Annotated in this window: 23 protein-coding genes and 1 pseudogene; 9 read left to right on the top strand and 15 right to left on the bottom strand. The window is 76.2% G+C overall.

Going from position 1 to position 26320, the window contains the following annotated elements; genetic code table 11:
• Positions 1-11: 11 nt before the first annotated feature.
• From AB0L25_RS28660 to AB0L25_RS28650, 3 genes are all read right to left on the bottom strand, one after another.
• On the bottom strand, positions 12-938 hold the full coding sequence (locus AB0L25_RS28660; protein WP_500175824.1) for a DMT family transporter: 927 nt from the start codon (positions 936-938) through the stop codon (positions 12-14).
• A gap of 102 nt (positions 939-1040) precedes the next feature.
• The gene (locus AB0L25_RS28655) at positions 1041-1808 is read right to left on the bottom strand and encodes an SDR family NAD(P)-dependent oxidoreductase (RefSeq protein WP_500175823.1); all 768 of its coding nucleotides are present in this window, start codon (positions 1806-1808) and stop codon (positions 1041-1043) included.
• 9 nt (positions 1809-1817) lie between these two features.
• Positions 1818-3275 carry a flavin-containing monooxygenase gene (locus tag AB0L25_RS28650; protein ID WP_500175822.1) on the bottom strand — a complete coding sequence of 486 codons (1458 nt, stop codon included), beginning with the start codon at positions 3273-3275 and terminating at the stop codon, positions 1818-1820.
• 118 nt (positions 3276-3393) lie between these two features.
• Between AB0L25_RS28650 and AB0L25_RS28645 the strand changes: the two genes are divergently transcribed.
• The 3 genes from AB0L25_RS28645 to AB0L25_RS28635 are packed head-to-tail and all read left to right on the top strand — an operon-like array spanning position 3394 to position 8322.
• On the top strand, positions 3394-5418 hold the full coding sequence (locus tag AB0L25_RS28645) for a DUF4132 domain-containing protein (protein ID WP_500175821.1): 2025 nt from the start codon (positions 3394-3396) through the stop codon (positions 5416-5418).
• A gap of 13 nt (positions 5419-5431) precedes the next feature.
• Positions 5432-7933 carry a DUF4132 domain-containing protein gene (locus AB0L25_RS28640; protein WP_500175820.1) on the top strand — a complete coding sequence of 834 codons (2502 nt, stop codon included), beginning with the start codon at positions 5432-5434 and terminating at the stop codon, positions 7931-7933.
• Positions 7930-8322, top strand: coding sequence for a hypothetical protein (locus AB0L25_RS28635; protein WP_500175819.1), 393 nt, complete (start codon positions 7930-7932; stop codon positions 8320-8322). Before AB0L25_RS28640 ends, AB0L25_RS28635 begins: the two co-directional genes overlap by 4 nt.
• Positions 8323-8324: 2 nt before the next feature.
• Here AB0L25_RS28635 and AB0L25_RS28630 read toward each other — a convergent pair whose 3' ends face one another.
• Positions 8325-9017, bottom strand: coding sequence for a helix-turn-helix transcriptional regulator (locus AB0L25_RS28630; RefSeq protein WP_500175818.1), 693 nt, complete (start codon positions 9015-9017; stop codon positions 8325-8327).
• Between the two features lie 96 nt (positions 9018-9113).
• On the opposite strand from AB0L25_RS28630, the gene AB0L25_RS28625 reads away from it, so the two are divergent.
• From AB0L25_RS28625 to AB0L25_RS28610, 4 genes are all read left to right on the top strand, one after another.
• Complete coding sequence (locus tag AB0L25_RS28625; RefSeq protein ID WP_500175817.1) at positions 9114-9983, top strand: oxidoreductase; 870 nt, start codon at positions 9114-9116, stop codon at positions 9981-9983.
• A 65-nt stretch (positions 9984-10048) separates the two neighbouring features.
• Entirely contained in the window at positions 10049-10603 is a 555-nt protein-coding gene (locus tag AB0L25_RS28620) for a TetR/AcrR family transcriptional regulator (protein WP_500175816.1), read from the top strand.
• On the top strand, positions 10600-12153 hold the full coding sequence (locus AB0L25_RS28615) for an MFS transporter (protein WP_500175815.1): 1554 nt from the start codon (positions 10600-10602) through the stop codon (positions 12151-12153). Before AB0L25_RS28620 ends, AB0L25_RS28615 begins: the two co-directional genes overlap by 4 nt.
• Before the next feature lie 69 nt (positions 12154-12222).
• The gene (locus AB0L25_RS28610; RefSeq protein ID WP_500175814.1) at positions 12223-12810 is read left to right on the top strand and encodes a PadR family transcriptional regulator; all 588 of its coding nucleotides are present in this window, start codon (positions 12223-12225) and stop codon (positions 12808-12810) included.
• Between the two features lie 56 nt (positions 12811-12866).
• Here the strand turns inward: AB0L25_RS28610 and AB0L25_RS28605 are convergent, their stop codons facing one another.
• Entirely contained in the window at positions 12867-13853 is a 987-nt protein-coding gene (locus AB0L25_RS28605; RefSeq protein WP_500175813.1) for a diacylglycerol/lipid kinase family protein, read from the bottom strand.
• Positions 13854-14028: 175 nt separating this feature from the next.
• Here AB0L25_RS28605 and AB0L25_RS28600 point away from each other — a divergent pair, with 175 nt between their 5' ends.
• Positions 14029-14961 (top strand): alpha/beta hydrolase, encoded by a 933-nt coding sequence (locus AB0L25_RS28600; protein WP_500175812.1) that lies wholly within the window; start codon positions 14029-14031, stop codon positions 14959-14961.
• A 9-nt stretch (positions 14962-14970) separates the two neighbouring features.
• The gene (locus tag AB0L25_RS28595) at positions 14971-15870 is read left to right on the top strand and encodes an amidohydrolase family protein (RefSeq protein ID WP_500175811.1); all 900 of its coding nucleotides are present in this window, start codon (positions 14971-14973) and stop codon (positions 15868-15870) included.
• 31 nt (positions 15871-15901) lie between these two features.
• On the opposite strand, the gene AB0L25_RS28590 is transcribed toward AB0L25_RS28595, so the two are convergent.
• The 10 genes and pseudogenes from AB0L25_RS28590 to AB0L25_RS28545 form a co-directional block, all read right to left on the bottom strand.
• Entirely contained in the window at positions 15902-16909 is a 1008-nt protein-coding gene (locus AB0L25_RS28590) for a cation diffusion facilitator family transporter (RefSeq protein ID WP_500175810.1), read from the bottom strand.
• A complete protein-coding gene (locus AB0L25_RS28585) occupies positions 16906-17289 on the bottom strand; it encodes an ArsR/SmtB family transcription factor (protein ID WP_500175809.1) in 384 nt (127 codons plus the stop codon). Before AB0L25_RS28585 ends, AB0L25_RS28590 begins: the two co-directional genes overlap by 4 nt.
• Positions 17290-17331: 42 nt before the next feature.
• Complete coding sequence (locus AB0L25_RS28580; protein ID WP_500175808.1) at positions 17332-18525, bottom strand: VWA domain-containing protein; 1194 nt, start codon at positions 18523-18525, stop codon at positions 17332-17334.
• Entirely contained in the window at positions 18522-20735 is a 2214-nt protein-coding gene (locus tag AB0L25_RS28575) for a DUF5682 family protein (RefSeq protein ID WP_500175807.1), read from the bottom strand. The genes AB0L25_RS28580 and AB0L25_RS28575 overlap by 4 nt, the downstream gene beginning before the upstream one ends.
• Positions 20732-21832, bottom strand: a complete 1101-nt coding sequence (locus AB0L25_RS28570; RefSeq protein ID WP_500175806.1) for an ATP-binding protein — start codon at positions 21830-21832, stop codon at positions 20732-20734. Before AB0L25_RS28570 ends, AB0L25_RS28575 begins: the two co-directional genes overlap by 4 nt.
• On the bottom strand, positions 21829-23337 hold the full coding sequence (locus tag AB0L25_RS28565) for a DUF5691 domain-containing protein (protein WP_500175805.1): 1509 nt from the start codon (positions 23335-23337) through the stop codon (positions 21829-21831). Before AB0L25_RS28565 ends, AB0L25_RS28570 begins: the two co-directional genes overlap by 4 nt.
• A gap of 55 nt (positions 23338-23392) precedes the next feature.
• On the bottom strand, positions 23393-24325 hold the full coding sequence (locus tag AB0L25_RS28560; protein WP_500175804.1) for an SWIM zinc finger family protein: 933 nt from the start codon (positions 24323-24325) through the stop codon (positions 23393-23395).
• A 225-nt stretch (positions 24326-24550) separates the two neighbouring features.
• Positions 24551-25405, bottom strand: coding sequence for a cytochrome c biogenesis CcdA family protein (locus AB0L25_RS28555; RefSeq protein ID WP_500175803.1), 855 nt, complete (start codon positions 25403-25405; stop codon positions 24551-24553).
• Positions 25402-25647 (bottom strand): annotated as a pseudogene (locus tag AB0L25_RS28550) (DsbA family protein); the annotation flags it as partial. The pseudogene AB0L25_RS28550 and the gene AB0L25_RS28555, both read right to left, overlap by 4 nt.
• 140 nt (positions 25648-25787) lie before the next feature.
• Entirely contained in the window at positions 25788-26246 is a 459-nt protein-coding gene (locus AB0L25_RS28545; RefSeq protein WP_500175802.1) for a hypothetical protein, read from the bottom strand.
• Positions 26247-26320: the final 74 nt, after the last annotated feature.

Genomic DNA, 26320 nt, shown 5'->3' with positions numbered 1-26320 from the left:
GCGGCCGCCGATCAGGCGGCGGCTTTCACGCGTTCCTCGGCGCGCGGGTCCTGCTCGTAGCGCGGGAACAGGGCGAGGGCGGCGAGGGCCAGGCCGAAACCGGCCGTGCGCAGCAGGAACGGGCCGGGCTCGCGCGGCCACTCCTCGCCGAACAGGACGGTCCCGCTGACGATCAGGTACAGCCGTCCGATGACGGTCAGGACGGCCGCGACGATCGACACCCGGCAGCGCTGCAGCGCGACCTGCAGCTGTCCGAGCGCGATCGCGGCGAACCCGAGCGTGAGGTACGGGTACGGCGACTCCAGGATCGCGCGGAGGCCGCCGGTCTCGGCGTGGACGAGCGCGATGCCGCGGATCCCGGCCTCGGCGAGGCCCGCGCAGGCCCCGGCGCCGATGCCGTAGGCGACCCCGGACAGCCGGCGGGCGTGCCGGCCGCCGGCCTTGCGGTCCCCGACGAGCCAGACGAGCGCCGCGACGAGGAACGCCGGGACGCACAGCGCGAGCATCGGCCACGGCGAGGCGAGGGTGCCGGCGAGCGTCGCGTCCGCGACCGGCTCGCCGGCGGGGTCGGCGGACATGCCGATCAGCAGGGTGGCGAGGACGAACAGCGCCATGCTCGTCCATTCGCGGGGCGTCAGCCGCTCGCCGAGGAACCAGACGGCGTACGCGACGAGCAGGACGAGGCCGACGGCGAAGACCGGCTGGGCGACGGTGAGCGGCAGCAGCGAGAACGCGACGATCTCGTAGCCGAGCCCGAGGAACAGCAGCAGCCCGCCGCCGAGCCAGATCGGGTCGGTCAGCATCAGCCGGGCGACGCGGAACGGCCGCCCGCCGCGCAGCGGCTCCATCCGGCGGGCGGACACCCGGAAGATCAGGAACGCGATGTAGTAGGTGGTGGTCGCGATCAGCGCGAGGGCGGCGTGGCCCGGGTCGTGCATGCGAAATGACCTCTCGGCGTGCAGGGCGAAGGACGCCGCTCGCGCGCCGGAAGAGCAACGTGCCCTCTTACCTTGCCCCGCCGAGTCCCGCGTGACAAGGGATCAGTCGTATCTGCGGCCGCGCTTGGACGAGATGCGCGCGACGAGGCCCTGCGGGACCAGCCGGGTGAGGCCGACGATCGCCTTGTACTGGGCGCCGGGGACGCTGACGCGCGCGCCGCGGCGGAGGTCGCGGAGCCCGGCGTCGACGACGGCGTCCTTGTCGAGCCACATGAAGTCCGGGACGTCCGACATGTCCATCCGGGCGCGCTCGTGGAACTCGGTGTGCACGAAGCCGGGGCAGAGCGCCATGACGCGGACGCGGCCGCCGGAGCGGGCCGCGATGTCCGCGGCGACGCCCTGGCTGAAGCTCACCACCCACGCCTTGGACGCGCCGTAGGTGCCGCGCGTCGCGAACGCCGCGACCGACGACACGTTGACGACGCCGCCGCGGCCGCGCTCGAGCATGCCGGGCAGCACGGCGTGGGTGAGGCGCAGGACGGCCTCGCAGTGCACCTTCAGCATGGTGAGCTCGTCGGAGACGGGGACGTCGAGGAAGACGCCGCGGTTGCCGAACCCGGCGTTGTTGACCAGCAGGTCGACGTCCTTGCGGGCGCGCTCCTCGGCGGCGGCGAGGCCCTCCTCGGTGGCGAGGTCGGCGGTCAGCGTCTCGGCGCGCACCCGGTACCGGTCGCGCAGGTCGGCGGCGGCCCGGTCCAGGCGGGCGGTGTCGCGGGCGAGCAGCACGAGGTCGAAACCGTCGGACGCGAGGCGCCGCGCGAAGGCGGCGCCGATGCCGGCGGTCGCGCCGGTGATGAAGGCGGTCGGCATGCGCCGAGCCTACCCAGTGGTAGCGGGGCGTGCGCGGAAGTGCCGCGGGTCGGGGCGGCGGGTGGCGCGGCGGTAGGCGAACGTGAACCCGGGCCAGTTGTTCACGACCGTCCCGTCCTCCCGCCGGTACCAGCTGTCGCAGCCCGCCTCCCACACGGTGGCGCGCATCCGCTCGCGCATCTCGCGGACGAACGCGTCCTCGACGCGCGGGCGGACCTCGATCCAGTCGAGGCGGTGGCGGCGCAGGGCCTGCACGCAGCCGACGACGTACCGGAACTGCGACTCCAGCATGTAGATGATCGAGTTGTGCCCGAGGTTGGTGTACGGGCCGTACAGCAGGAACAGGTTCGGGAAGCCGCTGACCGTGATGCCGAGGTGGGCGCGGGCGCCGTCCCGCCACGCCTCGTTCAGCTCCCGCCCGTCCCGTCCGACGATCTTCATGGGGGCGAGGAAGTCGGTGGTGCTGAACCCGGTCGCGTACACCAGCACGTCGGCCGCGTGCTCGCCGCCGGACGTCCGGACGCCCGACGGCGTGATCCGCTCGATCGGGTCGGTGATCAGGTGGACGTGCGGCCTGGTGAGCGCCGGGTAGTAGTCGTTGGACACGAGGATCCGCTTGCAGCCCATCCGGTAGCCGGGCTGCAGGGCGCGCCGCAGGCCCGGGTCGCCGACGGCGTCGCGCAGGTCCCGCCGGAACCGGTTCTCCATGAGCCTCATCAGCTTCGGGTACTTGAAGAAGCCCAGCGCGCGCGACTCGAGCTGCGCGTAGATGCGGGCGCGGCTCAGCCCGTACGCGCCCGGCACGTTCCGGAGGACGGACTGCTTCCACGGCGGGTACGGCCGGTCGGGCTTGTCGATGACGTACGGGGGCGTCCGCTGGAAGAGGTGCAGCTCGGCGACCTCCCGGGCGAGCTCGGGGACGATCTGGATCGCGCTGGCGCCCGTCCCGACCAGGGCGACGCGGCGGCCGCGCAGGTCGACGCCGTGGTCCCAGCGGGCGGAGTGGAAGCTCGGGCCGGCGAACGACTCGCGGCCCGCGATGTCGGGCAGCGCGGGCCGGTTGAGCTGCCCGGACGCCGACACGAGGACGCGCGCCTCCAGTTCGCCGCCCGTCGTGGAGATCCGCCACAGCGCGGCGTCCTCGTCGAACCGGGCCTCGGTGACCGCGGTGCCGAACCTGATCTTCTCGAGCACGCCGTACTTGCGGGCGCAGTGCCGCAGGTAGTCGAGGATCTCGGGCTGCGGCGGGAACCGGCGCGTCCAGTCGGTCTTCGGCTCGAAGGAGAACGAGTAGAGGTGCGACGGGATGTCGCAGGCGGCGCCGGGATAGGTGTTGTCGCGCCAGGTGCCGCCCAGCTCGCCGGCCTTCTCCAGGATCACCACGTCGCGGACCCCGGCCATGCCGAGCCGGATGGCCATCCCGATGCCGCCGAACCCGCTTCCGATGATCACCACGTTGTGCGTCATGGGCGCCGTCCCGAATCTCGTTCTGGTGAACTCTGCTCCGAGCGTAGGTGACCATGAGGTCACTGACCAGAGCGGCGGAACGGGCGTTTTGTCGGGGAGTTCTGCCACGATCGGCCCCATGCCCGACGCACCCGCGCTCTCCCCGGACGCGCCCGCGCTCCCCGCGGCCCCGTGGACCGTTCCGCTCCGCGCCCTGCCCGACGCGGCGGCCGCGGCCGCGCTCGTCCGCCACCTGGGCGGCCTGTCCGGCCCGCGCCCGTCGCAGCGGTGGCGGCGGACCTGCACCGCCCTCGCCGCCGCCGCCGACGCGCGCGTCGCGCTGGCCGAGACCGTCCGGATCCTCGCCGAGGACGCCCCGATGTGCAGCGCGTACCACGGCGGCCCCTTCACGTGGGACGACGAGGACGACGACTGGCGGGCCCACACCCACTACCTGGTCGGGGACGCCCACGCCGACCTCGCGCGGGGCGTCGCCTGGGCCGCCGCGCTGACCGGCGGCGGCGCGGTCGCCGGGCACCTCGCGACGCTCGCGCTGCGCGCCCGGGGCGGTGGCCGGACGGCCTGCGGTCCGGCGCCCGTCGGCCACGAGCCCCGCACCACGGTCTGGACGGCCGGGGCCGAGGTCGTCGCGGACGCGGCGCCCGTGTCGGGTCCGGCGCCGCTCATGGAGAACCAGAAGATCGCGGGTGCGGCGATCAACGCGCTCGGCGCCGTCGACGACCCCGGCGGCCTCGCGGCGCTCACCGCGCTGCGGGCCCGCATCCGGCACCGCGGCCTGCGCAAGCAGCTCGACGCGGCGCTCGCCGCGGCGGGCGAGCGGCTCGGGCTCACCCCGGAGCAGGTCGTGGAGCGCGGCGTCCCCTCGCACGGCCTCGGCCCGGACGGCTCGGTCACCCGGACGCTCGGCGGGTGCACGGCCCGGCTCGCGATCGAGGACGCCGCGACCGTCCGGATCACGTTCACCGGCCCGGACGGGCGCACCGCGCGCACGGCGCCTGCGGTGGTCAAGGACCAGTTCGCCGACGGGCTCGCCGAGCTGAAGGCGCTCGCGAAGGAGGTGCGCGGCACGCTCGCGAACGAGCGCCGCCGCGTCGAGGCGCTGCTGTCGGCCGGGCGCACGTGGCCGTTCGCCGAGTGGTGCGCGCACTACCGCGACCACCCGGTCACCGGGGCGGTCGCGCGCAGCCTGATCTGGGAGTTCCAGGGGACGGACGGCGTGTGGCGGGCGGTCCCGCCCGGCGCGGCGCCCGAGCGGTCCGCGCACGTCCGGCTGTGGCATCCGGTCCGCGCGACCGCCGACGAGGTCCGCGGCTGGCGGGAGCACGTCGCGGCCGGGGGCGTGCGGCAGCCGTTCAAGCAGGCGTTCCGGGAGATCTACCTGCTCACCCCGGCGGAGGAGGGGACCGGCACGTACTCCAACCGGTACGCCGGGCACATCGTCCGCTACCAGCGGCTGTACGCGCTGCTGAAGGAGCGCGGCTGGCACTCGAACCACCTCGGCCCCTACGACGGCGGCGGCGACGGCGAGGCGCGCGGCGAGTTCGCGGACGGGACGTGGCGCGCGTGCTACTTCCACGACCTCGTGTCGGTCGCCGGGTACGAGGCCGAGCACGCGTCCACCGACCAGGTCCGGTTCGAGCGGCGGGACGGGCGGCACTGGCGGGAGGCGCCGCTGGCGGAGGTGCCCCCGGCGGTGTTCAGCGAGGCGATGCGCGACGTGGACCTGTTCGTCGCCGTCGCCTCCATCGCCGCCGACCCCGAATGGGCCGACCGGGGCGACGACCGGTACCGGTCGTACTGGCGCGAGCACGCGTTCGGCGACCTGACGGCGAGCGCGGAGGTCCGCCGCGACGCGCTCGCGCGCATCCTGCCCCGCACGAAGATCGCCGACCGCTGCACGCTGGACGGCCGGTTCCTCGTGGTCCGCGGCGGGCTCCGCACCTACAACATCCACCTCGGGTCCGCGAACGTCCTGATGGAACCGGACGGCGCCTACCTGTGCATCGTCCAGGGGAGGTCCGGCGGGCGGGTGCTCCTGCCCTTCGAGGACGAGCGGCTCTCGCTGATCCTCAGCAAGGCGTTCCTGCTCGCCGCCGACGACGAGATCACCGACCCGTCCATCCGCCGCCAGATCACCCGCTGAGCCAAGAGCCCGCATGGACCTCGCCGCCCGCCTGCTGCGCGTCATGACCGGCCCCGCGCCCGAGGACGAGCGGTTCGTCGTCACCGGCGCCGAACTGGCCGGCCTGCCCGACACGGCCCTCGGCGACCTGCTGCCCGCCGCGTACGCGGTGCCGGGCACGGTCGGCGCGTGGGAGGCGACGAGCGTCCGGTTGGCGGTCGAGCGCGCCGCCGCCGAGCGGCAGCCCGCCTTCACCCCCGAGGCGTGCCGCCGGATGTTCGACGCCCTGGTCACGGGCCTGGCACACCGCAAGTGGGCCGACCTCACGCTCGGCACGGCCGCGCTCGTCCGCTGCACCGGCCCGTGGCCCGGCGGCCTCGCCGAGCCCGCCCGCACGCTCGTCCGGTACCTCCTGGACGCGGACGAACTCGGCGCCCCCCTCACCCTCCTCGCCGTGGCCGGTCTCACCGCCCCGGAGCACGAGGGCCGAAACGGGACCATTGCGGGTGGGGTTGGTCCGGGTGGGGCCGATCCGGGTGGGAGTGATTCGGACGGGGCCGCTTCGGATGGGGCCGCGTTGGGTGGGGCCGCTTTGATTGGGGCGGCTGTCGACGACGCCGGTGCTGGCGGGGGCGGGTCCGGCGGTGGGCTGCTCGCGGAGGTCGTCGGGCGGCTCTCCCGGGACGCCGCGCCGATCGCGCGCGGGGAGATCGACGCCATCGCGGGGCTGGGGCCGGCCGAGCGGGTCGGGCTGACCGAGCTCGACCGGCGCCGCACGCACACCGCGCCGCCGCCCCTGCCGGACGCCTGGCACCGCGCCGCCGCGATCCCCGCGTACGCGGCGTGGGCCGAGAGCGCGCTGCGGGAGGCGGCCGACCGCGCCCGCGCCGTCCAGGACGGGACGATTCCATACAAGGCCGACAAGGCGTTCGCGGCGGACGAGGTGATCGCGCTCGGCCGCGCCGCGCGCGTCGCGCTCGCCGCCGACGCGCCGTGGCTGCCCGCCCTGCTCGACGCGCTGCTGCCCGGCATCGCCGTCGCCCCGACCGCCGCGAAGACGCTGCCGTCCCAGGCCCTGCTCTACGAGATCGGCCGTGCGGCGCAGGACGTCCCGACGCCCGAGCTCGTCGCGGCGCTCCGGAACGTGCGGGGGCTCGTCCGGCACGCGGCGGTGCCCAAGCAGCTCGACCGGATGCTGAAGAAGGCCGACGCGGCCCTCGCCGAGCGGACCGAGGTGGCGCTCCGCCTGCCCGACCTCGGCTTCGGCCCGGACGGCGTGCTCCGCCGCGAGCTCGGCGGGCACACCGCCGTGATCACGATCGAAGGCACGGCGGCGCGGCTGGCGTTCACCAAGGACGGCCGGGAGCTGCGGAGCGTCCCGGCGGCCGTCCGCCGCGACCACAAGGACGCCGTGAAGGAGCTGCGCGACCTCGTCAAGCGGGTCGGCGCCCAGCTCGCCACGCTCTGCCGGGCGCTGGAGGGCGGCCTCGCCGTCCGGGCCGCGCACCCGTTCGGGTGGTGGCGCGACCGGCTCGTCCGGCATCCGGTCGCGGGCGCGACCGTGCGCGCCCTGATCTGGGAGGTCGAGACGGCGCCGGGCGCGTGGACGGCCGTCCTGCCCGGGACCGGCGCGCTCCCCGACGCGCGGGACGACGCCGCGGTGCGGCTCTGGCATCCGGTCGGCGCCCCGGCCGAGGAGGTCCGGGCCTGGCGGGACGCGATCGTCGGGTCGGGCGTGCGGCAGCCGTTCAAGCAGGCGTTCCGCGAGACCTACCGGCTCACGCCCGCCGAGCGGGAGGCCCGCACGGACTCGGCCCGGTTCGCCGGGCACCTCGTCCGCTACCGGCGGATGTTCGCGCTGTTCCGGGCGCGCGGCTGGACGAGCGGCCTGCTCGGCCCGTGGGACGGCGGTGCCGCGGACGAGGCGTCGCGCGTCCTGGCGGGGGAGTGGCGGATCCGGTTCGCGCACGTGCTGGCCGAGCCCGGGCCCGAGGACCTCGCGGGCACCGACCGGATCCGGTTCGACCGGCGCGCGGACGGCGCGTGGCGCGCGGCCGACCTCGCCGACGTCCCCCCGGCGGTGTTCAGCGAGGCGATGCGGGACGTGGACCTGTTCGTCTCCGTCACCTCCATCGCCGCCGACCCCGACTGGACGGGCGACGGCCCGGCGCTCGCGTACTGGGAGCGGGCCCGGTTCGGCGAGCTGGACGAGAGCGCGCTCACCCGCCGCGACGCCCTCGCCCGCGTCCTGCCCCGCACGAAGATCGCCGGCCGGTGCGAGCTGGACGGCCGGTTCCTCGTGGTGCGCGGCGCGCTGCGCACGTACCGGATCCACCTGGGGTCGGCGAACGTCCAGATGGAACCGGACGGCGCGTACCTGTGCGTCGTCCCCGACCGGCGGCCGTCCGGGCGGGTGTTCCTCCCGTTCGAGGAGGAGCGGCTCGCGCTGATCCTCAGCAAGGCGTTCCTGCTCGCCGCCGACGACACGATCACCGACCCGTCCGTCCTGGAGCAGATCGAGCGAGGTGCGCGATGACCGAGGTGACCTTCCGGGACGAGACCGCGGTCGGCCGGCCCGTCGCGGAGTTCGCCGTGGCGGGGCTGCCCGCGCGGATGACCGTCCGGGAGCTGATCCGGCTGCGGGTCCGGGAGGAGGTCGCGCGGCACAACGCGGCGGTGTCCGAGCGGTTCACCGGGCTCGTCCGGCCGGACGGCGCCGTCGCCGAGCCGGGCGGGTACCGGCTGCGGGAGCCGCGGCGGCTCGACTGGGAGCGGCAGGCCGAGATCGCCGAGCGGGCGTTCGCCGCGAACGGGTTCTTCGTGCTGGCCGGCGACCGGCAGGTCGAGGACCTCGACGAGGAGGTCGACCTCACCGCCGATCCCGACCTGGTCTTCGTCCGGCTCGTCCCGCTCGCGGGCGGCTGACCCTAGGGGAGCAGCCCCAGCTCGTGGGCGCGCAGCCCCGCCTGGAAGCGCGACTCGGCGTCCAGCAGCACGAGGATCTCCGCGACGCGCCGCCGGTAGGTGCGCAGCGACATGCCGAGCCGCCGCGCCGCCGCCTCGTCCTTCAGCCCCTCGGCGAGCAGCCGCAGGATGCGGCGGCTCTCGTCGGTGAGCGCGGGCGCCCGGTCGCGGCGGTGGTCGGTGAGGTCGGCCGACCGGTCCCAGGCGGCCTGCAGCAGCGAGACGACGCCCGCGACCACGCCCGGCGAGCGGACGACCGTGTACTCGCGCACCCCGGCGTGCGACCGGCCCGCCAGGATCGCGACGCGCCGGTCGACGACGATCGTCTCGTACGGCAGCGGGGCGGTGCAGATCCGGACGGTGACTCCCGCGCGCGCGACGTCCAGCAGGTGCCGTTCGGCCTCCTCGGTCGCCAGCGCCTCCGGGTTGTAGAGCTTGCGGACGGCGGGCGCGTGCCGCATGACCCGCCGCCGGGCGAGGATCTGCTCGCGGAAGCCGGGGAGCGCCCAGGTGTCGAGGTCGCGGGCGGCGCAGGCGAACTCCTCGCGCGCCTCGAACAGGTGCCCGGCGCGTTCGAGCAGCGCGGCCTCGCCGCGCAGCGTGACGTTGAGGTCCGTGCTGCCGGGGGTGGTGCCCGTGCGGGTGCCGACGCTCATCGCCGTCCAGTGTGCCACCGCGCGGGGCGGGCGGCCAGCTGGCAGCAAGTTGCCAGCCGCTCGCTCATATCGGGGCAAAACGGCACGGTTGGTGGCATGACGAACGACACGCATTTCATGCTCGGCGGGGACCTTCGGGTCCGCCGGATGGGGTTCGGCGCGATGCGGCTGCCCGCGGGGGACGTCGACGGCCCGCCGCGCGACCCCGGCACCGGCCTGAAGATCCTGCGGCGGGCCGTGGAGCTCGGCGTCGACCACATCGACACCGCCGCGTTCTACGAGCGGGGCGGCGTCGCGGCGAACCGGCTGATCCGGGAGGCCCTCGGCGACCCCTACCCGGAGGGGCTCGTGATCGCCACCAAGGTCGGCCCGTACAAGGGACCGGACGACCCGTTCCCCACCGGGCAGGTGGCGGCGGACGGCCTGCGCGCCCAGGTCGAGCAGAACCTGACCGAGCTCGGCCTCGACCGGCTCGACCTCGTCAACCTGCGCCCCGGCGGTCTGGACGAGCCGGGCGGCGAGTCGATCGCCGAGCGGTTCGAGGTGCTCGCCGGGCTCCGCGAGGAGGGGCTCGTCCGGCATCTCGGGGTCAGCCACGTGGACGCGGCGCAGCTCGCGGAGGCGCGGGCGATCGCCCCCGTCGCGTGCGTCCAGAACCGGTTCGACGTCACGATGCCGCAGGACGCGGCCCTGCTCGCCGAGTGCGAGGCCGCGGGGATCGCGTGCGTCCCGTACTTCCCGCTGGGCGGCTTCGGCATCCCGGACGACGCCCGCGTCGCGCGGATCGCCGGGCGGCACGGCGCGACGCCCGCGCAGGTGCTGCTCGCGGGGCTGCTCGCGCTGTCCCCGGTCATGCTCGCGATCCCCGGTACGGGGTCGCTCGGGCACCTGGAGGAGAACATGGCCGCGGCCGACCTGCGCCTCACCCCGGAGGACCTCGCCGACCTGTCGGGCGGCGCCGAGTAGTGAAACGTCTATGTATCATGTGAGGCAAACACGTCTCATTTGATACGGGGGTATCGCGCATGCGGATGCGCGAGAAGATCATCGAGGCGGCGCTGCGCCGCCTGAACGAGGACCCGGCGGCCTCGATGGCCGACCTCGCCGAGGCCGCCGGGATCAGCCGGGCCACCCTGCACCGCCACTTCGCCGGACGGGACGAGCTGATCGACGAGATCGGCACCCAGGCGCTCGACCGCTGGGAGGCCGCCCTCGACGCCACCGGGGTGGACGCCGCCGCGGCGTCCACGGACCCGGACGTGCACCTCGCGGCCGTCCGGGCGCTGCTGGAGACCTTCGCCGACCTCGCGCACGAGCACGGCTGGTCGTTCACGTTCACCGTGCCGGACGCGCACCGCCTGCGGGAACGCCTGGACCGGCTGGAGGAGCGCGAGATCGTCCTCTACGCGGCCGCCCAGCGGTCCGGGGCGCTGCGCGCCGACATGCCGCCGCGGTGGATCTCCAACATCGTCTACGGGATGTGCGTCGCGGCCCGGGAGAGCCTGCGGCGCGGCGACATCGCGCCGCGCGACGCCGCCCGGCTGATGGCCGAGACCTTCCTCGCCGGGACGGGGGCGCGGCCGTGACCGCCAAGACCCCGCAGGCCCCGGACGCCCCCCGCGCGACCGCCGCGCCGGATCCGCGCCGCTGGGCGGGCCTGGCCGTCCTGTCGGCGAGCCTGCTGCTCGTCGTCATGGACATCACCATCCTCAACGTGGCCCTCCCGGCGATCTCCGCCGACCTGCGGCCCGACACCGTGTCGCTGCTGTGGATGGTGGACGTCTACGCCCTCGTCGTCGCGGGCCTGCTCGTCACCGTCAGCGCGCTGGGCGACCGCTGGGGCCGCAAGCGGATGCTGATCACCGGGTTCGCGGTGTTCGGCACCGCCTCGGTGCTGGTCGTGTTCGCCGACAGCCCGGGCGAGGTCATCGCCGTGCGGGCGCTGCTCGGCGTCGGCGGCGCGATGATCATGCCGTCCACGCTGTCCATGATCCGCACCCTGTTCCCGGACGGGCGCGAGCGCGCCACCGCGCTCGGCGTCTGGGCGGCCATGGCGGCGGTCGGCGCGGCGTTCGGCCCCATCGTCGGCGGGTTCCTGCTGGAGCACTTCTCCTGGCACTCGGCGTTCCTGGTCAACGTGCCGGTGATGGTCGTGGCGATCGTCGCCGGGCTCGTCCTGCTGCCGGAGGCCCGCAACCCGCGCCCCGGGCCGCTCGACTTCCCCGCCGTCGTGCTGTCGATGGCCGGCATGGTCGCGCTCGTCTACGCCATCAAGAGCGCCGGCAAGTACGGCGTCACCGACGCCACCGCGCTGGTGTCGATCGCGGTCGCCGCGGTGACGCTCGGCTGGTTCGTCCGCCGCTGCCTCCGCCGTCCCGACCCGCTGCTGGAACTGCGGCTGTTCCGCACGCCCTCGTTCAGCGCGGGCGCCCTCGCGGCCATGACCACCGAGCTGGCGATGGCGGGCATGATGCTGCTGATGGCCCAGTGGATGCAGCTCGTCCAGGGCTACGGGCCGCTGGAGACCGGCCTGCGGCTGCTCCCGACGGCGCTCGCCGCGATCATCGCGTCCCCGGCCGCCCCCGCGGTCGCCGCGCGGGTCGGCGCCCGGACCGTCCTGGCGGGCGGGCTGGCGATCGCCGGGCTCGGCTTCGCCGTCCTCGGCCTGGCCCCGCAGCCGATCGGGTACTGGCCGGTCGCCCTCGCGCTGATGCTGATCGGGCTCGGCATGGGGTCGCTCGCGATCGCGTCCGCCGTCATCATGGCGGGCGCGCCGCCCGAGCAGGCGGGCAGCGCCGCCGCCGTCGAGGAGACCAGCTACGACATCGGCGGCGCCCTCGGCATCGCGCTGCTCGGCAGCCTCGCCGCCGCCGTCTACCGCGGCGACCTGTCGACCGGCGAGCTGGCGTCCATGGGCGTCACCGGCGGCGCCGCGGAGGCGGCCCGCGAGTCCCTCACCGGCGCGCTGGACGTCGCGGGCGGCGTCAACGCGTCCCTGGCCGACATCGCGCGGACGGCGTTCGAGCACTCCCTCGGGCTGACCGGCCTCGCCGGCGCGCTCCTCATGCTGGCCGCCGCCGCCGTCGTGTGGCGCCTCACCCCCCGCGATCTGGACCTGTCGGCCGCCGATCACTGACCCGCCCCCGCCGCGTCCGGACCCGCCGAGGCCGTAGCCTGGAGCGTCACCCGATGGGAAGGGAGCCAGATGTCGGCGACGCGGCTGCTGGTGCTCGGCGGCGTGCGGCGGTCGGGGCGGGCGCACGGCTACACGGTCCGGCGCGAGCTGCTGTCGTGGGGATCGGACGAGTGGGCGCACGTGAACCCCGGTTCGATCTACCACGCGCTCAGGCAGCTCGCCAAGGAGGGCCTGCTGCACGCCCACGGCGTCGAGGAGAGCGACGCGGGCCCCCCGCACGTGGACTACGAGATCACCGACGCGGGCCGGGAGGAGTTCCTGCGGCTGCTGCGGTGCGCGCTCGGGACGGTCGACGTCCGGCACCCCGAGATGCTGACCGCCGGGCTCGGCTTCCTCACCGAGCTGCCGCGCGCCGAGGCGATCGCGCTGCTGCGGCAGCGGCTCGACGGCCTCGCGACCTGGCGGGCGTCGGTGAGCCCTCCCGCGGAGCGGCTCGACCCGGGCGACCACCTGCGGGAGCTGCTCGGCTGGTGGACGCACTCCGCGGACGCCGCCACCGCGTGGACGCACGGGCTGATCGAGCGGCTCGAGGCGGGCGCGTACGTCATGGCGGGCGAGGCGCCCGAGACCGCCGCGGCCGCCGGCACGACCGGTTAGGCCCCTCCCCGGAGCCGCACCCCGGCCCGTGCCCGGCGCGGCCGGGTGCGGGCCGATCAGGTGTCGACGAACGTCTGCGGGACGACGACGCGCAGCGCGTTGCCGCGCAGCCGGATCGTCACCGGCGTCCGGCCGCGGACCTCGCCGTCCACGTCGACCCGCAGCGGCGGATCGGTCTCGATCTCGACGCGGTCGGTGGTGAGGAAGACGTCCTCGGCGAGCGAGCGGCGCGGCCCGGTCAGCACGTGCCGGGCCGTCGCCGACGCGAGCCGCAGCCGCCGCTCGTCGCCCAGCCGGTAGACGGCCAGCAGCCGGTCGTCGGGGCTGGCGTCGCGGGCGATGCGGGTCCCGCTGTGGTGGGCGCCGTTGGCGACGTTCAGCTGGTGCGTCTTCATCTCGCGGGTCTCGCCGTCGATGGTGATCCGCGCCGTGAACGCCCGGTGCCGGGGCAGCAGGCCCACCGCCGTCAGCGCGTACGCCGCCCGCCCCGCGTACCGCTTGAGCAGGTGCGGGACGCTGCCCGCGACGTGCACCGACAGCCCGATGCTGACCATGTTCGCGAAGAGGTGCGCGCGGTCGTCGCCGGGGCCCTCGCCGCGCGGGTCGTCGGTGCTGTCGAACCAGCCGACGTCCACGTCCGCGACCTTGCCGCCCGCCGGGCCGCCGACGCACAGGGTGCGGACGGCGCCCGGCAGGTCGAGCGGGAGCTCCAGGCTGCGCGCGAAGTTGTTGGTGGTGCCGAGCGGCAGGACGCCGAGCGCGATGTCGCGGTGCGCGAGGTTCCCGACCGCCTCGGCGACCGTCCCGTCCCCGCCGCCGACCACGACGAGGTCGGGCTCCAGCGCCAGGACGTCCTCGAACAGGCCGCGCAGCTTCCCCGGGTCGGTCACCGGGAACACCCGGACGAACTCGAGCCCCGCCTCGTCCAGCAGCCGCCGAGCCGTCCCGTACAGCCGGCGCCCGCGGCGCGACCGCGCGTTGATCACCAGCACGGCCCGGCCGCCGGACCGGATGGCCGACTCCAGTTCGGTCTTGCTGCGCATCTCAGGTGCTCCGCCTCCGGGCCGATCGCCCATTCCCCGTTCGGCGTCACCCTACCGGTGACGTGGACCGCGATCCCCGGCCCGATATTTTATAAACCGATTACTCAACGTTGAAACACCGCGGGAAGCGGGGACATTTCTGCTGACGGCAGCCAAATTCCCGCGGGGGTGGCCCATGCGCAGCGCGACGTTCTTCACGGCCCCCTCCGACGACGGCGCCGCGGTCGTCGCGGAGCACCGGCCCCGGCCCCGCGTCCTGGACCTGGCGGTCCGATCCCCGGTCCTGACGGGCGTCGCGCGCGTCCGGCTGCTGCTGCCGCCGGGCTGGTCGCGGGACGCGTCCCGCACCTGGCCGTCGCTGTGGCTGCTGCACGGCGCGGACGGCCGCGCCGACCACCGGGCGTGGACCGACCACACCGACGTCGAGGACCTCACCGCCGCCGCCGAGGTGATCGTCGTCATGCCGGACGGCGGCCGCTGCGGCGCCTGCACCGACTGGTGGAACCGCGGCGAGGGCGGCGCGCCGCGCTGGGAGACGTTCCACCTGGCGGAGCTCCGGCAGATCCTCGAGCGCGGGTACCGCGCGGGCGGCGAGAGCGCCGTCGCGGGCAACGCCATGGGCGGTTTCGGGGCGATGGCCTACGCGGCGCGGCACCGCGGCGTGTTCCGCGCCGCCGCGTCGTTCAGCGGCCCCCTGCACACCCTGCACGCCGACCCGTCCGCCCTCGACGCCGCCGACCTGGTCGAGCTGGGCGTCGCGATCGCCGAGCCCGGGCGGGACTGGACGGACGTGTGGGGCGACCCCGAACGGCAGCGGATCGTCTGGCGGCAGCACAACCCGTTCGACCTCGCCGACCGGCTCGCGGGCACGCGGCTGTACGTGAGCGCGGGCGACGGCGCCCCCGGCCCGTACGACCCGCGCCCCGCCCCCGCCGACCGCGACCCGCTGGAGGCGCTCGCGCACACCGTGGGCCGCCAGTTCGCCGACAAGCTGCGCAAGCTGGGCATCCCGATCTCGACGCACTTCTACCGGGGCACCCACACGTGGCCGTACTGGCGCCGCGAGCTGCGCGCCGCCCTGCCCGTCCTCCTGGACGAGATCACGTAGAGTGCGGGCGTGACCGAATCACGTTCTGGACCGCGTTCGGACGCCGAGATCACCGGCTTCTGGCGCGCGCTGGGCCTCCCCGGGCTGATCGACGTCCACACCCACTTCATGCCGCCGCGCCTGATGGACGCCGTGTGGGAGTACTTCGACCGGGCCGGGCCGCTGATCGGCACCGAGTGGCCCATCCGGTACCGGCACCCCGAGGACGAGCGGCTCGCGTTCCTGCGCGACCACGGCGTCCGCGCGTTCACGTCCCTGCTGTACCCGCACCGTCCCGGCATGGCCGAGTCGCTGAACGCGTGGGCCGCGGGATTCGCCGAGCGCGTCCCCGAATGCGTCCAGACCGGGACGTTCTTCCCCGAGCCCGGTGCCGCCGGCTACGTCCGCCGGGCGATCGACGCGGGCGCCCGCGTGTTCAAGGTCCACCTGCAGGTCGGCGGGTTCGACCCGCGCGCGCCCGAACTCGACGAGGTGTGGGGGACGCTCGCCGACGCGGGCGTCACCGCGCTCGTCCACGCCGGGTCGGGCCCGGTCGCGAACGGCTTCACCGGACCCGGCCCGTTCGGCGACGTCCTCGCCCGGCACCCCCGCCTGACGGCGATCGTCGCGCACATGGGCGCCCCCGAGTGCGACGGGTTCTTCGAGCTCGCCGACCGGTACGCGGGCGTCCACCTCGACACCACGATGGTGTTCACCGACTTCGGCCTGTCGGAGTTCCCGGACGCCCTCATGCCCCGGCTGCGCGACCTCGGCCTCGCCGGGCGCGTCCTGTTCGGCACCGACTTCCCCAACATCCCCTACGCGTACGCCCACCAGCTCGAGGGCCTCGCCCGCCTCGACCTCGGCGACGACTGGCTCCGCGCCGTCTGCTGGGACGGCCCCGCGAAGCTGTTCGGCGTCCCCGGCTGACCCGGCCCGGCCGGGGACGCGCCCGGCCGGGTCAGTGGTCGCAGGGCGCCGAGCCCGCGTGCCGGTGCGGCTCCGGCGAGTCCGACACGTGCCGGGGCCCGTGCGCGTCGTCGCAGTGGACGGCGGACGCCGCCACGTGGTCGACCTCAAGCGTCGTGTGCGTGATCCCGTACCAGGCCCGCAGGACCTCCTGCAGGTCCCGGCGCACCGCGTGGCAGTCGCCCTGGCCGTCCACCAGCACGTGCGCCGACAGCGCCGGGTATCCCGAGCTGACCTCCCACACGTGCAGGTCGTGGACCTCCTCCACGCACGGCCGCCGCGCCAGCCGGGCGCCCAGCTCGGCCGGATCGACGCCCGCGGGCGCGGCCTCCATCAGCACGCGGCCCGCGTCCCGCAGCAGCCCGTACCCGGCCTTGAGCATCAGCGCCGCGACCACCAGCGACGCGATCGCGTCGGCCCGCGCGAACCCGGCCGTCCAGACCAGCAGCCCCGCGACCGCCGTGGCGATGAACGCGAACAGGTCGTTCAGGATGTGCTGGAACGCTCCCTCGACGTTCAGGCTGCTGCGGTTCGCCTTGCTGATCAGCCACGTCGCGATCAGGTTGATCCCGACCCCGGCGAGCGCCGTGAAGAAGACGAACCGGCCGTCCACCTCCGGCGGGTCGATGAGCCGGTGCACGCCCTCGTAGACGAAGTACACCGTGAGCAGGATCAGCGTCAGCCCGTTGAGCTGCGCCGACAGGATCTCCGAGCGGCGCAGCCCGTAGGTGTAGCCGCCCTTCGGCGGCCGGGCCGCGATCCGCATCGCCACCAGCGCGAGCGCGATCGCGAACGCGTCCGTCATCATGTGCGCCGCGTCGGTCATCAGGGCCAGCGACCCGGCGAGGAAGCCGATGACCACCTCGACCGACATGTAGCCCACGATCAGCGCGAGCGCCCCGCCGAGCAGCCGCCGGTCCGCGCTCGCGGAGATGCCGTGCCCGTGCCCGTGGCCGTGCCCGTCGCCGTGCTCGTGGCCGTGGCCGTGCTCCGCCGTCATGACCCGTCCTCCCCGACGTGCGCGAGGGCGAGGTCCAGGAGCATCCGCACGTGCGAGTCGTCCAGCCGGTAGTACGCCCGCCGCCCGGACCGCCGCACCTGGACGACCCGGCTCGCCCGCAGCAGCCGCAGGGCGTGCGACACCGCCGACTCCGAGTGCCCGCAGGACGCCGCGATGTCGCACACGCACATCTCGCCGCCCTCCAGCAGCGCGGTGATCACGCGCAGCCGGCCCGGGTCGGACAGCAGCCCGAACACCTGCGCGAGCTCGCCGATCGTCTCCCCGTCCGGCAGCGCGGCCCGCACCAGGGCGACCTTCTCCGGATCGACGACCCGGACGGCGCATTCCTCGGCCGCCGCGACATCTGAAGAAGTGCTCATATGTGCAAACATAGCGCAGAGCCCGGGCCGGAGGCCAGGCGCTCACCCCGGGGTCCGCCCTCCTCCGGCGAATCCTCGCAGGTCACGGCCCTCGACGGCGGCCGCCATGAGGTCGGGGAACGCGTCCGGCGTGCACGCGAACGCGGGCACGCCCAGCGCGGCGAGCGCCGCCGCGTTCCCGTGGTCGTGCGCGGGCGTCCCGTCGTCCGACAGCGCGAGCAGCACCACCACCCTTACCCCGGACGACGTCAGCGCCGCCGCGCGGCGCAGCAGCTCGTCCCGCGAACCGCCCTCGAACAGGTCGCTGATCAGCACCAGGACCGTCGAGGACGGCCGGGTGATCAGCTCCGCGCAGTAGGCGAGCGCGCGCCCGATGTCGGTGCCGCCGCCCAGCTGCGTGCCGAACAGGACGTCCACCGGATCGTGCAGCCGCCCGGTCAGGTCCACCACCGACGTGTCGAACGCCACCAGCGACGTCCGCAGCGACCGCAGCGACGCGAGCGCCGCGCCGAACACCCCGGCGAACACCACCGACGCCGCCATCGACCCGCTCTGGTCGACGCACAGCACCACGTCCCGCAGCGCCGCGCGTCCGCGCCGCCCGTGCCCGACCAGCCGCTCCGGGACGATCGTCCCCCGGTCCGGCAGGTAGTGCCGCAGGTTCGCGCGGACCGTCCGCTCCCAGTCGACGTCGGCGGCCCGCGCCGGGCGGGCGGTGCGCGCGGACCGGTCCAGAGCGGCGCCGACCGCCGACCGGGTGCGCTGCGCGAGCCGCCGCTCCAGGTCGTCCGCGACCCGCCGCACCACGGCCCGCGCCGACTCCCGCGCCCGGTCCGGCAGCACGGTGTTCAGCGCCAGCAGCGTGCCCACGAGATGGACGTCCGGCTCGACGGCGTCCAGCATCTCCGGCTCGAGCAGCAGCCGCGCCAGGTCGAGCCGCTCGATCGCGTCCCGCTGCATGATCTGGACGACCGTCGACGGGAAGCACGCGCGCACGTCGCCGAGCCACCGCGCCACCGACGGCGCCGAGTCCCCGAGCCCGGCCCCGCGCCGCCCCGGCCGCGCCCGCCGCTCCCCGGAGTCGCCCCCGTAGAGCCGCTCCAGCGCCCCGTCCATCCGCGCGTCGTCCCCGGCGAGCGGGACGCCCGTCCCGTCGGCGGGCCCGCCCCCGAGCACCAGCCGCCACCGCCGCATCCGCTCGTCGTGCCCGTCCGTCCCGTCCGATGCGCCGCTCATGGGGCCTCCCAGCCGAGGATGGTGCGGACGGTCGCGGCGGCGGGCTCCGCGCGGGCCGGGTCGACGTCCGCGGGGGACGCGTCGGGGCGGGCGGGACGCGGGTCGTGCAGGCGGCGGGCGCGGGCGCCGATCGAGCGGCGCTCGGCGGCGGAGAACGTCGCGAACGTGCGGCGCAGCAGCGGCAGCACGTCGGTGAACGCGGCGGCGGGCAGCTCGGCGAGCCAGCCGTCCACGAGGCGCAGGAGGCCCTCGTCGTGCATGAGGATCAGCCCGCCGCCGGACAGCTCGCCCCCCGACAGGAACCCTTCGACCCACGCGGCGGCGCGGGCCGGTGCGACGCCCGCGGACACGGCGCGGGCCATCCGGTCGGGTGCGTCGTCGAGGCGGCCCGCGTCCAGCAGCAGCCGGGTGACGCGGCCCTCGATCAGGCCGTGCAGGCCCTCCGGGCGGGCGACGAGGCGTTCGAGGGCGCGCCGCCAGCGGGCGAGGTGGGCCTCGTCGGCGAGCAGCGCGAGCGCGCCGTGGACGGCGTCGACGCGGTCGAGGGCCGCACGGGCGGCGTCCTCGTCCAGGCCCGACAGCGCGGGCGCGAGCCCCACACGGATCCGCACGAGGAGGCCGTCCACGACGGCGCGGAGCCGGTCGCGGGACGTGCCGCGCACGTCGCCGTACCGCAGGGTCCGGACGAGCGCGGGCAGCGCCGCCATCAGGTGCAGGGCGTCGGCGTCGACGGCGGCGCGGTCGGCGAGGGCCCGCAGCACGGCGGGCAGCGCCTCCCCGAGGTCGGCGAGCAGGCAGCGCTCGGCGAGGTCGGTGAGTTCCGCGAGGTCGTCGGCGTCGGCGGCGAGCGCCTCGGCGCGGACGGTCGCGGCGCCGTGCACGGTCGTCCCGTAGGCGCCCGCCTCGATCAGCGCGACGTCGAGTTCGGGCCGCCACACGAGCGTCCACGTCTCCCGGAACGTCCCGGTCGAGCGGCCCCCGGCGGGGACGCCCCAGTCGACGTCGAGCAGCCGCAGCCGGTGCAGCAGCCGGGAGCGGTCGAGGTCGAAGGGGCGGCGCAGGTCGAGGTCGTGGTCGCGGGGCCGGGGGGACGGCCGCAGCCGCAGCCGCCGCTGCCGGGCGTGCAGGTCGCGCTGCAGCGGCACCATCGGGGTGCGGGGCGGCACCGAGCCGAGGCGCTCGCCCACGACGAGGCGCCGTTCCAGCAGCTCGACGCGGGGTTCGGCGCCCTCGCACAGCACCGCGCGGGCCGCCTCGGTGACCTCGTCCAGGCCCGGCAGCGGGCGCCCGCGCAGCGCCGCGAGGGACCCGGCGAGCCGGACCGCCTCGATCACCTGGCCGGGGGAGACGTGCAGGTCCTCGCCGCGCAGCACCCGCGCGGCCCCGGCGAGCCACCGCTCGACGGGCCGGTCGGGCGCGGTGAACAGGTGGTGGTACCAGCCGGGCGACGCGACGCCCGCGCCGTAGTGGGCGCGGGCGGCGAGCCGGCCGTGCGTCCACGGCACCCACGTCATCGCGACCCGCACCCGGGGCAGTCCGCGCAGCGTCCGGTCGTCGTGCGCGGCGGGGACGTCGGCGAGGACGGCCGGGGCGTGCCACGCGCCGCACACGACCGCCACCCGCTCGTGCCCGTCCTTGACGGCGCGCCGCAGCGTCCGCCGCATGTACGCCTCGCGCCGCTCCTCCGCCCCGGCGGGCGGGCCCGCGCGCTCCCGCAGCTCCGCCATCGCCTCCAGGATCGCGGGGAAGGGGGACGGGCCGCCGTCCCGGTGCTCGACGACGTCGTCCCACCAGCGTTCGGGGTCGCCGTGCCCGGCGGCCCGCGCCAGCTCGCCGAGCGGGTCGACCCGGACGTCCCGTCCGGCGGGGCCGTCGGGGGACGCGGCGAACGCGACGGCGGCGGGCAGGTCGCAGAACCGGACGGTCACGCCCGCGCCCACCCCGTAGCGGATCGCCTGCCACTCGGGGCTGAACTCCGCGAACGGCCAGAACGCCGACCGGCGGCCCTCGCCGTCGGCGTCCCCCGGCGAGTACGCGAGCAGCGCCACCGGCGGGACCATCTCCGGTTCGCCCGCCAGCCCCACGAGCGCGTCCGCCTCCGGCGGGCCCTCGACCAGCACCGCGTCCGGCTTGAACTCCTCCAAGGCCGTGCGCAGCGCGCGCGCCGAACCGGGACCGTGGTGCCGGACGCCGAACACCTCGACCGTCAAGAGACCTCCCGGCACGCCCGGTAGAAGTCGCCCCAGCCCGGACGGTCGCGCACGACCGTCTCCAGGTACTCCTGCCAGGCCACGCGGTCGGACGCCGGGTCCTGGACGACCGCGCCGACGATCCCGCCCGCCACGTCGGCCGCCCGCAGCACCCCGTCCCCGAAGTGCGCCGCCAGCGCCAGCCCGCCCGTCACGACCGAGATCGCCTCCGCGGTGCCGAGCGTCCCGCCGGGCGACTTCAGCCGGGTGCGGCCGTCGCCGGTCAGCCCCGACCGCAGCTCCCGGAACACCGTCACGACCCGGCGGATCTCCTCCAGCCCCGCCGGGGTCTCCGGCAGCTCCAGCCCCGCGCCGATCTGCGCGACCCGCCGGGCGACGATCTCGACCTCGTCCTCGATCGTGTCCGGCAGCGGCAGCACGACCGTGTTGAACCGGCGGCGCAGCGCGCTGGACGGCTCGTTCACGCCCCGGTCGCGGTCGTTCGCCGTCGCGATCACCGTGAACCCCTTGCGGGCCTGCACCTCCGTGCCGAGCTCCGGCACGGGCAGCGCCTTCTCCGACAGGATCGTGATCAGCGCGTCCTGGACGTCGCCGGGCATCCGGGTCAGCTCCTCGATCCGCGCCACCGACCCGCGCCGCATCGCCCGCAGGACCGGGCTCTCCACCAGCGCCCCCTCCGACGGGCCCTCCGCCAGCAACCGCGCGTAGTTCCACCCGTACCGGACGGCCTCCTCCGGGGTGCCCGCCGTGCCCTGCACCAGCAGCGTCGAGTCGCCGCTGATCGCCGCCGCCAGGTGCTCCGACAGCCACGTCTTCGCCGTCCCCGGCACGCCGAGGAGCAGCAGCGCCCGGTCGGTCGCCAGCGTCGCCACCGCCACCTCGACGAGCCGCCGCGGACCCACGTACTTCGGGACGATCGCCGTCCCGTCCGGCAGGTCGCCGCCGAGCAGGTACACCGTGACGGCCTGCGGCGACAGCCGCCAGCCGGGCGGGCGCGGCCGGTCGTCGTGCTCGGCGATCCGCGCCAGCTCCGCCGCGTGCTCCTGCTCCGCGTGCGGCCGCAGGACGGCGCCGGACCCGTTCGGGGGAGTGGTCAACTCAGCTCCTTCAGCATCGCGCCGCGGAACCGCAGCGTCTCGACGAGGTCGGTGAGGGGCCGCGGGTGCGGGCGCACCGGATGCCCGGCCAGCCGCTCGGCGGCGGCCGGGTCGAGGCGCAGGTCGGCGACCCGGCACAGCCGCACCAGCGTGTGCTCGGCGGCGCGCGTCGGCTGCCCGGCCGAGCCGGTCAGGATCGTGACGACGGCCGCCGCGAGCGGGCCCGTCCACGGGCCCGGCACCCGCTCCAGCAGCCGGAGCAGCTCCGCCCGGTCGGGCGCCCCCCGGACGAGCCCGGCCGCCGCCGCGCCCCGCTCGTCCGCCGGCAGGACGCCCAGCAGGTCGGCGAGCGCCTCCGGTTCGTCGACGGCGGCGCCGCCGCCGAGCAGCGCCCGCGCCCACTCGACGTCCCGCTGGTTCAGTGCGGCGCGCGCCCAACCGGTGTGCAGGTCGCCCGCACCGCCGCCCGCGACCGGCAGCCGCACGATCCCGTCGGGCGGCCCGAACGCCGACGTCCACGTCGCCAGGGGCGTCCGGGCGAGGATCTCCCGCAGCCACGCGGCCCGCGTCCCCACCGGCCCGCCGCCCGGGCGCGGCGCGAACGACCCGCCCGGATGGAACGGGACGCCGTCGCGCGCGAGCCCCGCGTCGTGCTCGTGCGGCGCCTCGACCTCGATGCACGGGCCGTCCGGCGCCCCGGACCGCAGGGTGAGGCAGCGCCGGGCCCGCTCCGCCATCCGCTCCCCGTACGCCGCGCCGGGCAGCCGGGCGAGCAGGTCGGCGGCGAGCTGCCGGACGTCCTTGCCCCGATCGTCCAGCGCAGCCTCCAGGAATTCCTCGTCGTCGAGGGAGAGCCCCCACGCGAACGTCCCGAGGAACGCGGCCCTGTCGGGCGCGGGTTCACGGTCCCACGTCTCGCGGAGCAGGTCGCGCGCCGCCGCCGGGTCGGTGCCGCGCAGCCCCGACAGGTACGCGGCCCGGCGGTGCCGGGTGCCGCTCCGCCACGCCTCCGCGCCCGCCGGGTCGTCGCCCGACCGGACCGGGCCCGCCCCCACCAGGTACGCCCAGTCGGTGTTCTGCAGCGCCAGCCACATGCCGCGCCGCCCGGCCGCCCGCGCGATCGACGGCCGCAGCATCCGGTCGCTGCGCCCCCGCTCCAGCAGCGCGGGCAGCAGCCGTGCGGGCACCCGCAGGCCGCGCCCCGCCGCCGCGTCCAGCCATTCCGGCAGCACCCGGATCTGCTCCCCGGCCAGGATCCGCGCGAGCCGCGCCGCCGCCGCGTCCGGAACCGCCGGCGCGTGCTCGACCGGCGCCGGCGCGACCGGCTCGAGGTCCCCGCCGCGCGCGGCGACGACCCCGGCGCGCCTCCGGACGGTCAGCAGCGCGGCCTGATCGAGCAGCCGCGCCGCCGCGTCGTCCTCCCCGCCCGCCCCGTCCAGGACGGGCGGATCGCGCCGCTCGGTACCGAGCAGCGCCGCCGCCACATGCTCCTCCCACCCGCTCACATCCGCCCCCTCACATCCGCCCCCCTCACGACCGCGGCCCTCGGCGCAGACGTCCTCACAGCGGTACCGCGCCTTCGGCCGGGTGCCAGGTGGTGAGTGGGCGCAGGCCGCGCGGGGTCCACTCGCCCGCGAGGGTGACGCGTTCGCCGCCCGCGACGGCGAGGAGGGTCCAGGGGACGGGGCCGCGCAGCGGGAGCGCGTCGCCCGGCTCGTCGACGGCGAACAGGGCGCCCGTCGCGTCCCGGGCGAGGCGTACGTCGGTGAGCGTCGCGGGGTAGCGGTCGAGCCACGGGTCGTGCGCGACGGCGTCCGCGTGCTCGTCGAGGAAGCCCTGGACGCTCGTGCCCGGCGGCGCGCCGGGGCCCGTCTCGTCCGGCGCGAGGCGCTCGGCGACGAGGGCGCGCAGCGGCAGCGCGCCCGGGTAGTACGCCAGTTCGGCCTCGAACCGGGCGCCGGGCGGCGGGGCCGGTTCGGGCGCGTCGTTCGGGCCGGTGAACGTCAGCAGCAGCGCCGGGCGCCCCGTCCGCTCGCCGCGCAGCCAGACGCGCCGCGCGGTGAGGACGTCCTGGGCGGCGTCGCGCGTCCCGAGCACCCACCAGCGGTCGCGGACGCGTTCGCCGTCGCGCAGGACGGCGTCCCGCGCGACCGGGAACCCGACGCGCGCCCGGACCGTGCCGTGCAGCCCCGCGGGCAGGGCGTCCCGGCGGCGGTGCGCGCGGACGAGCAGCCGCAGCAGCGCGTACTCCGCCAGCAGGCGGCCCGGCCAGCCGGGCTCCCGGGGGACGCCCGCGAGCGCGCGCACCCGCGCCGCGAGGGCGCCCGCCTGCGCGTCGACGAGCCGCCGCGCCGCGTCGTCCCAGAGCCGGTAGGGCGCCCGCTCGGCGCGGGCGAGCCCGTGCGCCACCTGGTCGCGCAGCCAGCGGTCCAGCTCGGCGAGGCCGTCGTCGACCCGGCGGCCCCGCCGCTCGCCCGTCCCGAGGTCCCTCACGAACCCGAAAATACCGGCGGGGTCCGACATTCTCTGGGGCGCTGACTCCCCGTCAGGCGCGCCGTCGGTTCCGTCCGGCGGTGGGCCGGGAGCGGCGGCGGGTCCGGCGGAGGCGGGCCCTGCGCTTGCGGTGGTACTTGCCGCGATCGAGCTTCGTGTCGGCCATGCACCATCGTGGTCCGCCCGCGCGCCGGCGACGACCCCGCTGACCGCATCCGGCCCCCGTCAGCGCCGCGTCGGCTCGCGCTCCCGGACGGCGCGCCGGGCCCGGACGAGCTGCGCCAGCAGCACGCCCGCCGCCGCGACGCCCGCGACGGTCGCGACCACGGCGCCGTCCGGGACGCGCCCGGCGACGTCCTGCACCCAGCGCTGCGCCGCGAACTCGGCGTCCACGTCGAGCGGCGCGGGCATGGCGGACGTGCCGTCGAACAGCAGGAACAGCGCCCCGAGCACGATGAAGAACGCGCCGGACACCAGCGAGTTGGTGTGCAGTTCCAGCCGTCCCACCCGGAACGCCCGGCCGCGCAGCCACCGCTTGCGGCCGAGCCCGAAACGGTCCCAGCAGAACGCGAGGACGAACATCGGCAGCGCCATGCCGAGCGCGTAGACCGCCAGCAGGACGCCCCCGTACAGCGGGGCACCGCTCATCGCGGACACCGTCAGCACGCTGCCCAGCACCGGCCCGGCGCAGAAGCCCGCCAGGCCGTAGAGCGCGCCGAGCGCGTACACCGAGCCGGACGACCCGGGCCGGATCCGCGCCGCCCGGTCCCGGACGCGCCGGAACGCGAAGCCGAGCCCGGCGATCTGCGCGACGCCGAGCGCGATGACCGTCCAGCCGCCGACCGCGACCAGCACGTCGCGGTGCCCGTAGAACAGCCGGCCCGCGAACGATCCGGCCACGCCCAGCGGCACCAGCGTGGTGCACAGCCCCGCGTAGAAGACCACGGTGCGCCCGACGAGCTGCGACGTGCCGGTGAACGCGTACGCGAAGAAGGCCGGGAGCAGCAGGGCGCTGCACGGGCTGAGCAGGGCGAGCAGGCCGCCGAGGAACGCGGCGGTCATGCCGATGTCGGGCGTCACCGGCCCGCCCCCTCCGCCTGCCGCAGCGCCGCGCGGATCTCGCCGTCGAACACCTCGAACGGCTGCGCGCCCAGCATCGGCTTGCCGTTGATCAGGAACGCCGGGGTGCTGGGGACGCCGAGCTCGTAGCCCTCGGTCATGTCGCGCCGCAGGGCCTCGACGGCGGGGTCGAGCGTCATGTCGAGGCGGAACTGGTCGATGTCGGGGACCCCCGCCTCGCGGGCCATCTTCGCGAGGTCGTCCTGGGAGAACGCGCCGCTGTTGCGCTTGCGCTCCTTGCCGTAGGCGACGTCGTGGAACTCCCAGGGCCGTGGAGTGACCGTGACGGTCCGTGCGGCGCCGAGGGGACGCCGACGGGCCGCGCGCGGAGCGGCGCGCGGCTCTAGATCCGCAGTACGGAGAGCGGGATGTGCCGGGGCTCGGGCGGCGCGGGCCCGATCTCGTTCCGTGCGGTGCGCACGGCCGGGACGCGGGGCGGCGGCGCGAGGGTCGCCGGGACGAGCGTGGACGGCGCCTCGGGCGCGGCGTTCGGGGCGGACTGCCCCGGGGTGGTCTTCTGGTTCGAGCAGTACCGCTCGTCGTCCGGCGCGTCCGGCGCGTCCGGCGCGTCCGGCGCGTCCGGCCCGCCGGCCTGGACGTGGACGGCCGCCGGCGCCGCGCCGGGGCCGGACGCCGGGGGCGGCGCGGACGCCTCCGCGCGGTCGACCGGCTTCAGGCAGACGGCCGCCGCGACGGCGAGCGGCATCAGCGCGATCACCAGCACCCGCACGGGCAGCGGCCGTTCGGCGGCGGCGCCGCGCACGGCCCGGCGGGCGGTGCGGGCGAGGCTGCCGGCGGCCATGGAGCGTTCCCGTTAAGGAGGGTGCGGTACACGTTCACCCTACGGCCGCCCGGGCCGCGGGCGAACACGGCGGG

It is taken from the genome of Spirillospora sp. NPDC052242, assembly GCF_040679555.1.
Lineage (GTDB): Bacteria > Actinomycetota > Actinomycetes > Streptosporangiales > Streptosporangiaceae > Spirillospora.
Note: the sequence above shows the minus strand (reverse complement) of the source record. Positions and strands in the feature narration are given on the sequence as shown.

Coding starts and splice junctions, on each gene's coding strand:
- AB0L25_RS28610 (WP_500175814.1), top strand. CDS start 12,223: ATGTCGGCGACGCGGCTGCTGGTGCTCGGCGGCGTGCGGCGGTCGGGG.
- AB0L25_RS28580 (WP_500175808.1), bottom strand. CDS start 18,525: ATGAGCGGCGCATCGGACGGGACGGACGGGCACGACGAGCGGATGCGG.
- AB0L25_RS28640 (WP_500175820.1), top strand. CDS start 5,432: ATGGACCTCGCCGCCCGCCTGCTGCGCGTCATGACCGGCCCCGCGCCC.
- AB0L25_RS28620 (WP_500175816.1), top strand. CDS start 10,049: ATGCGCGAGAAGATCATCGAGGCGGCGCTGCGCCGCCTGAACGAGGAC.
- AB0L25_RS28635 (WP_500175819.1), top strand. CDS start 7,930: ATGACCGAGGTGACCTTCCGGGACGAGACCGCGGTCGGCCGGCCCGTC.
- AB0L25_RS28545 (WP_500175802.1), bottom strand. CDS start 26,246: ATGGCCGCCGGCAGCCTCGCCCGCACCGCCCGCCGGGCCGTGCGCGGC.
- AB0L25_RS28590 (WP_500175810.1), bottom strand. CDS start 16,909: ATGACGGCGGAGCACGGCCACGGCCACGAGCACGGCGACGGGCACGGC.
- AB0L25_RS28605 (WP_500175813.1), bottom strand. CDS start 13,853: ATGCGCAGCAAGACCGAACTGGAGTCGGCCATCCGGTCCGGCGGCCGG.
- AB0L25_RS28625 (WP_500175817.1), top strand. CDS start 9,114: ATGACGAACGACACGCATTTCATGCTCGGCGGGGACCTTCGGGTCCGC.
- AB0L25_RS28660 (WP_500175824.1), bottom strand. CDS start 938: ATGCACGACCCGGGCCACGCCGCCCTCGCGCTGATCGCGACCACCACC.
- AB0L25_RS28630 (WP_500175818.1), bottom strand. CDS start 9,017: ATGAGCGTCGGCACCCGCACGGGCACCACCCCCGGCAGCACGGACCTC.
- AB0L25_RS28655 (WP_500175823.1), bottom strand. CDS start 1,808: ATGCCGACCGCCTTCATCACCGGCGCGACCGCCGGCATCGGCGCCGCC.
- AB0L25_RS28650 (WP_500175822.1), bottom strand. CDS start 3,275: ATGACGCACAACGTGGTGATCATCGGAAGCGGGTTCGGCGGCATCGGG.
- AB0L25_RS28600 (WP_500175812.1), top strand. CDS start 14,029: ATGCGCAGCGCGACGTTCTTCACGGCCCCCTCCGACGACGGCGCCGCG.
- AB0L25_RS28585 (WP_500175809.1), bottom strand. CDS start 17,289: ATGAGCACTTCTTCAGATGTCGCGGCGGCCGAGGAATGCGCCGTCCGG.
- AB0L25_RS28645 (WP_500175821.1), top strand. CDS start 3,394: ATGCCCGACGCACCCGCGCTCTCCCCGGACGCGCCCGCGCTCCCCGCG.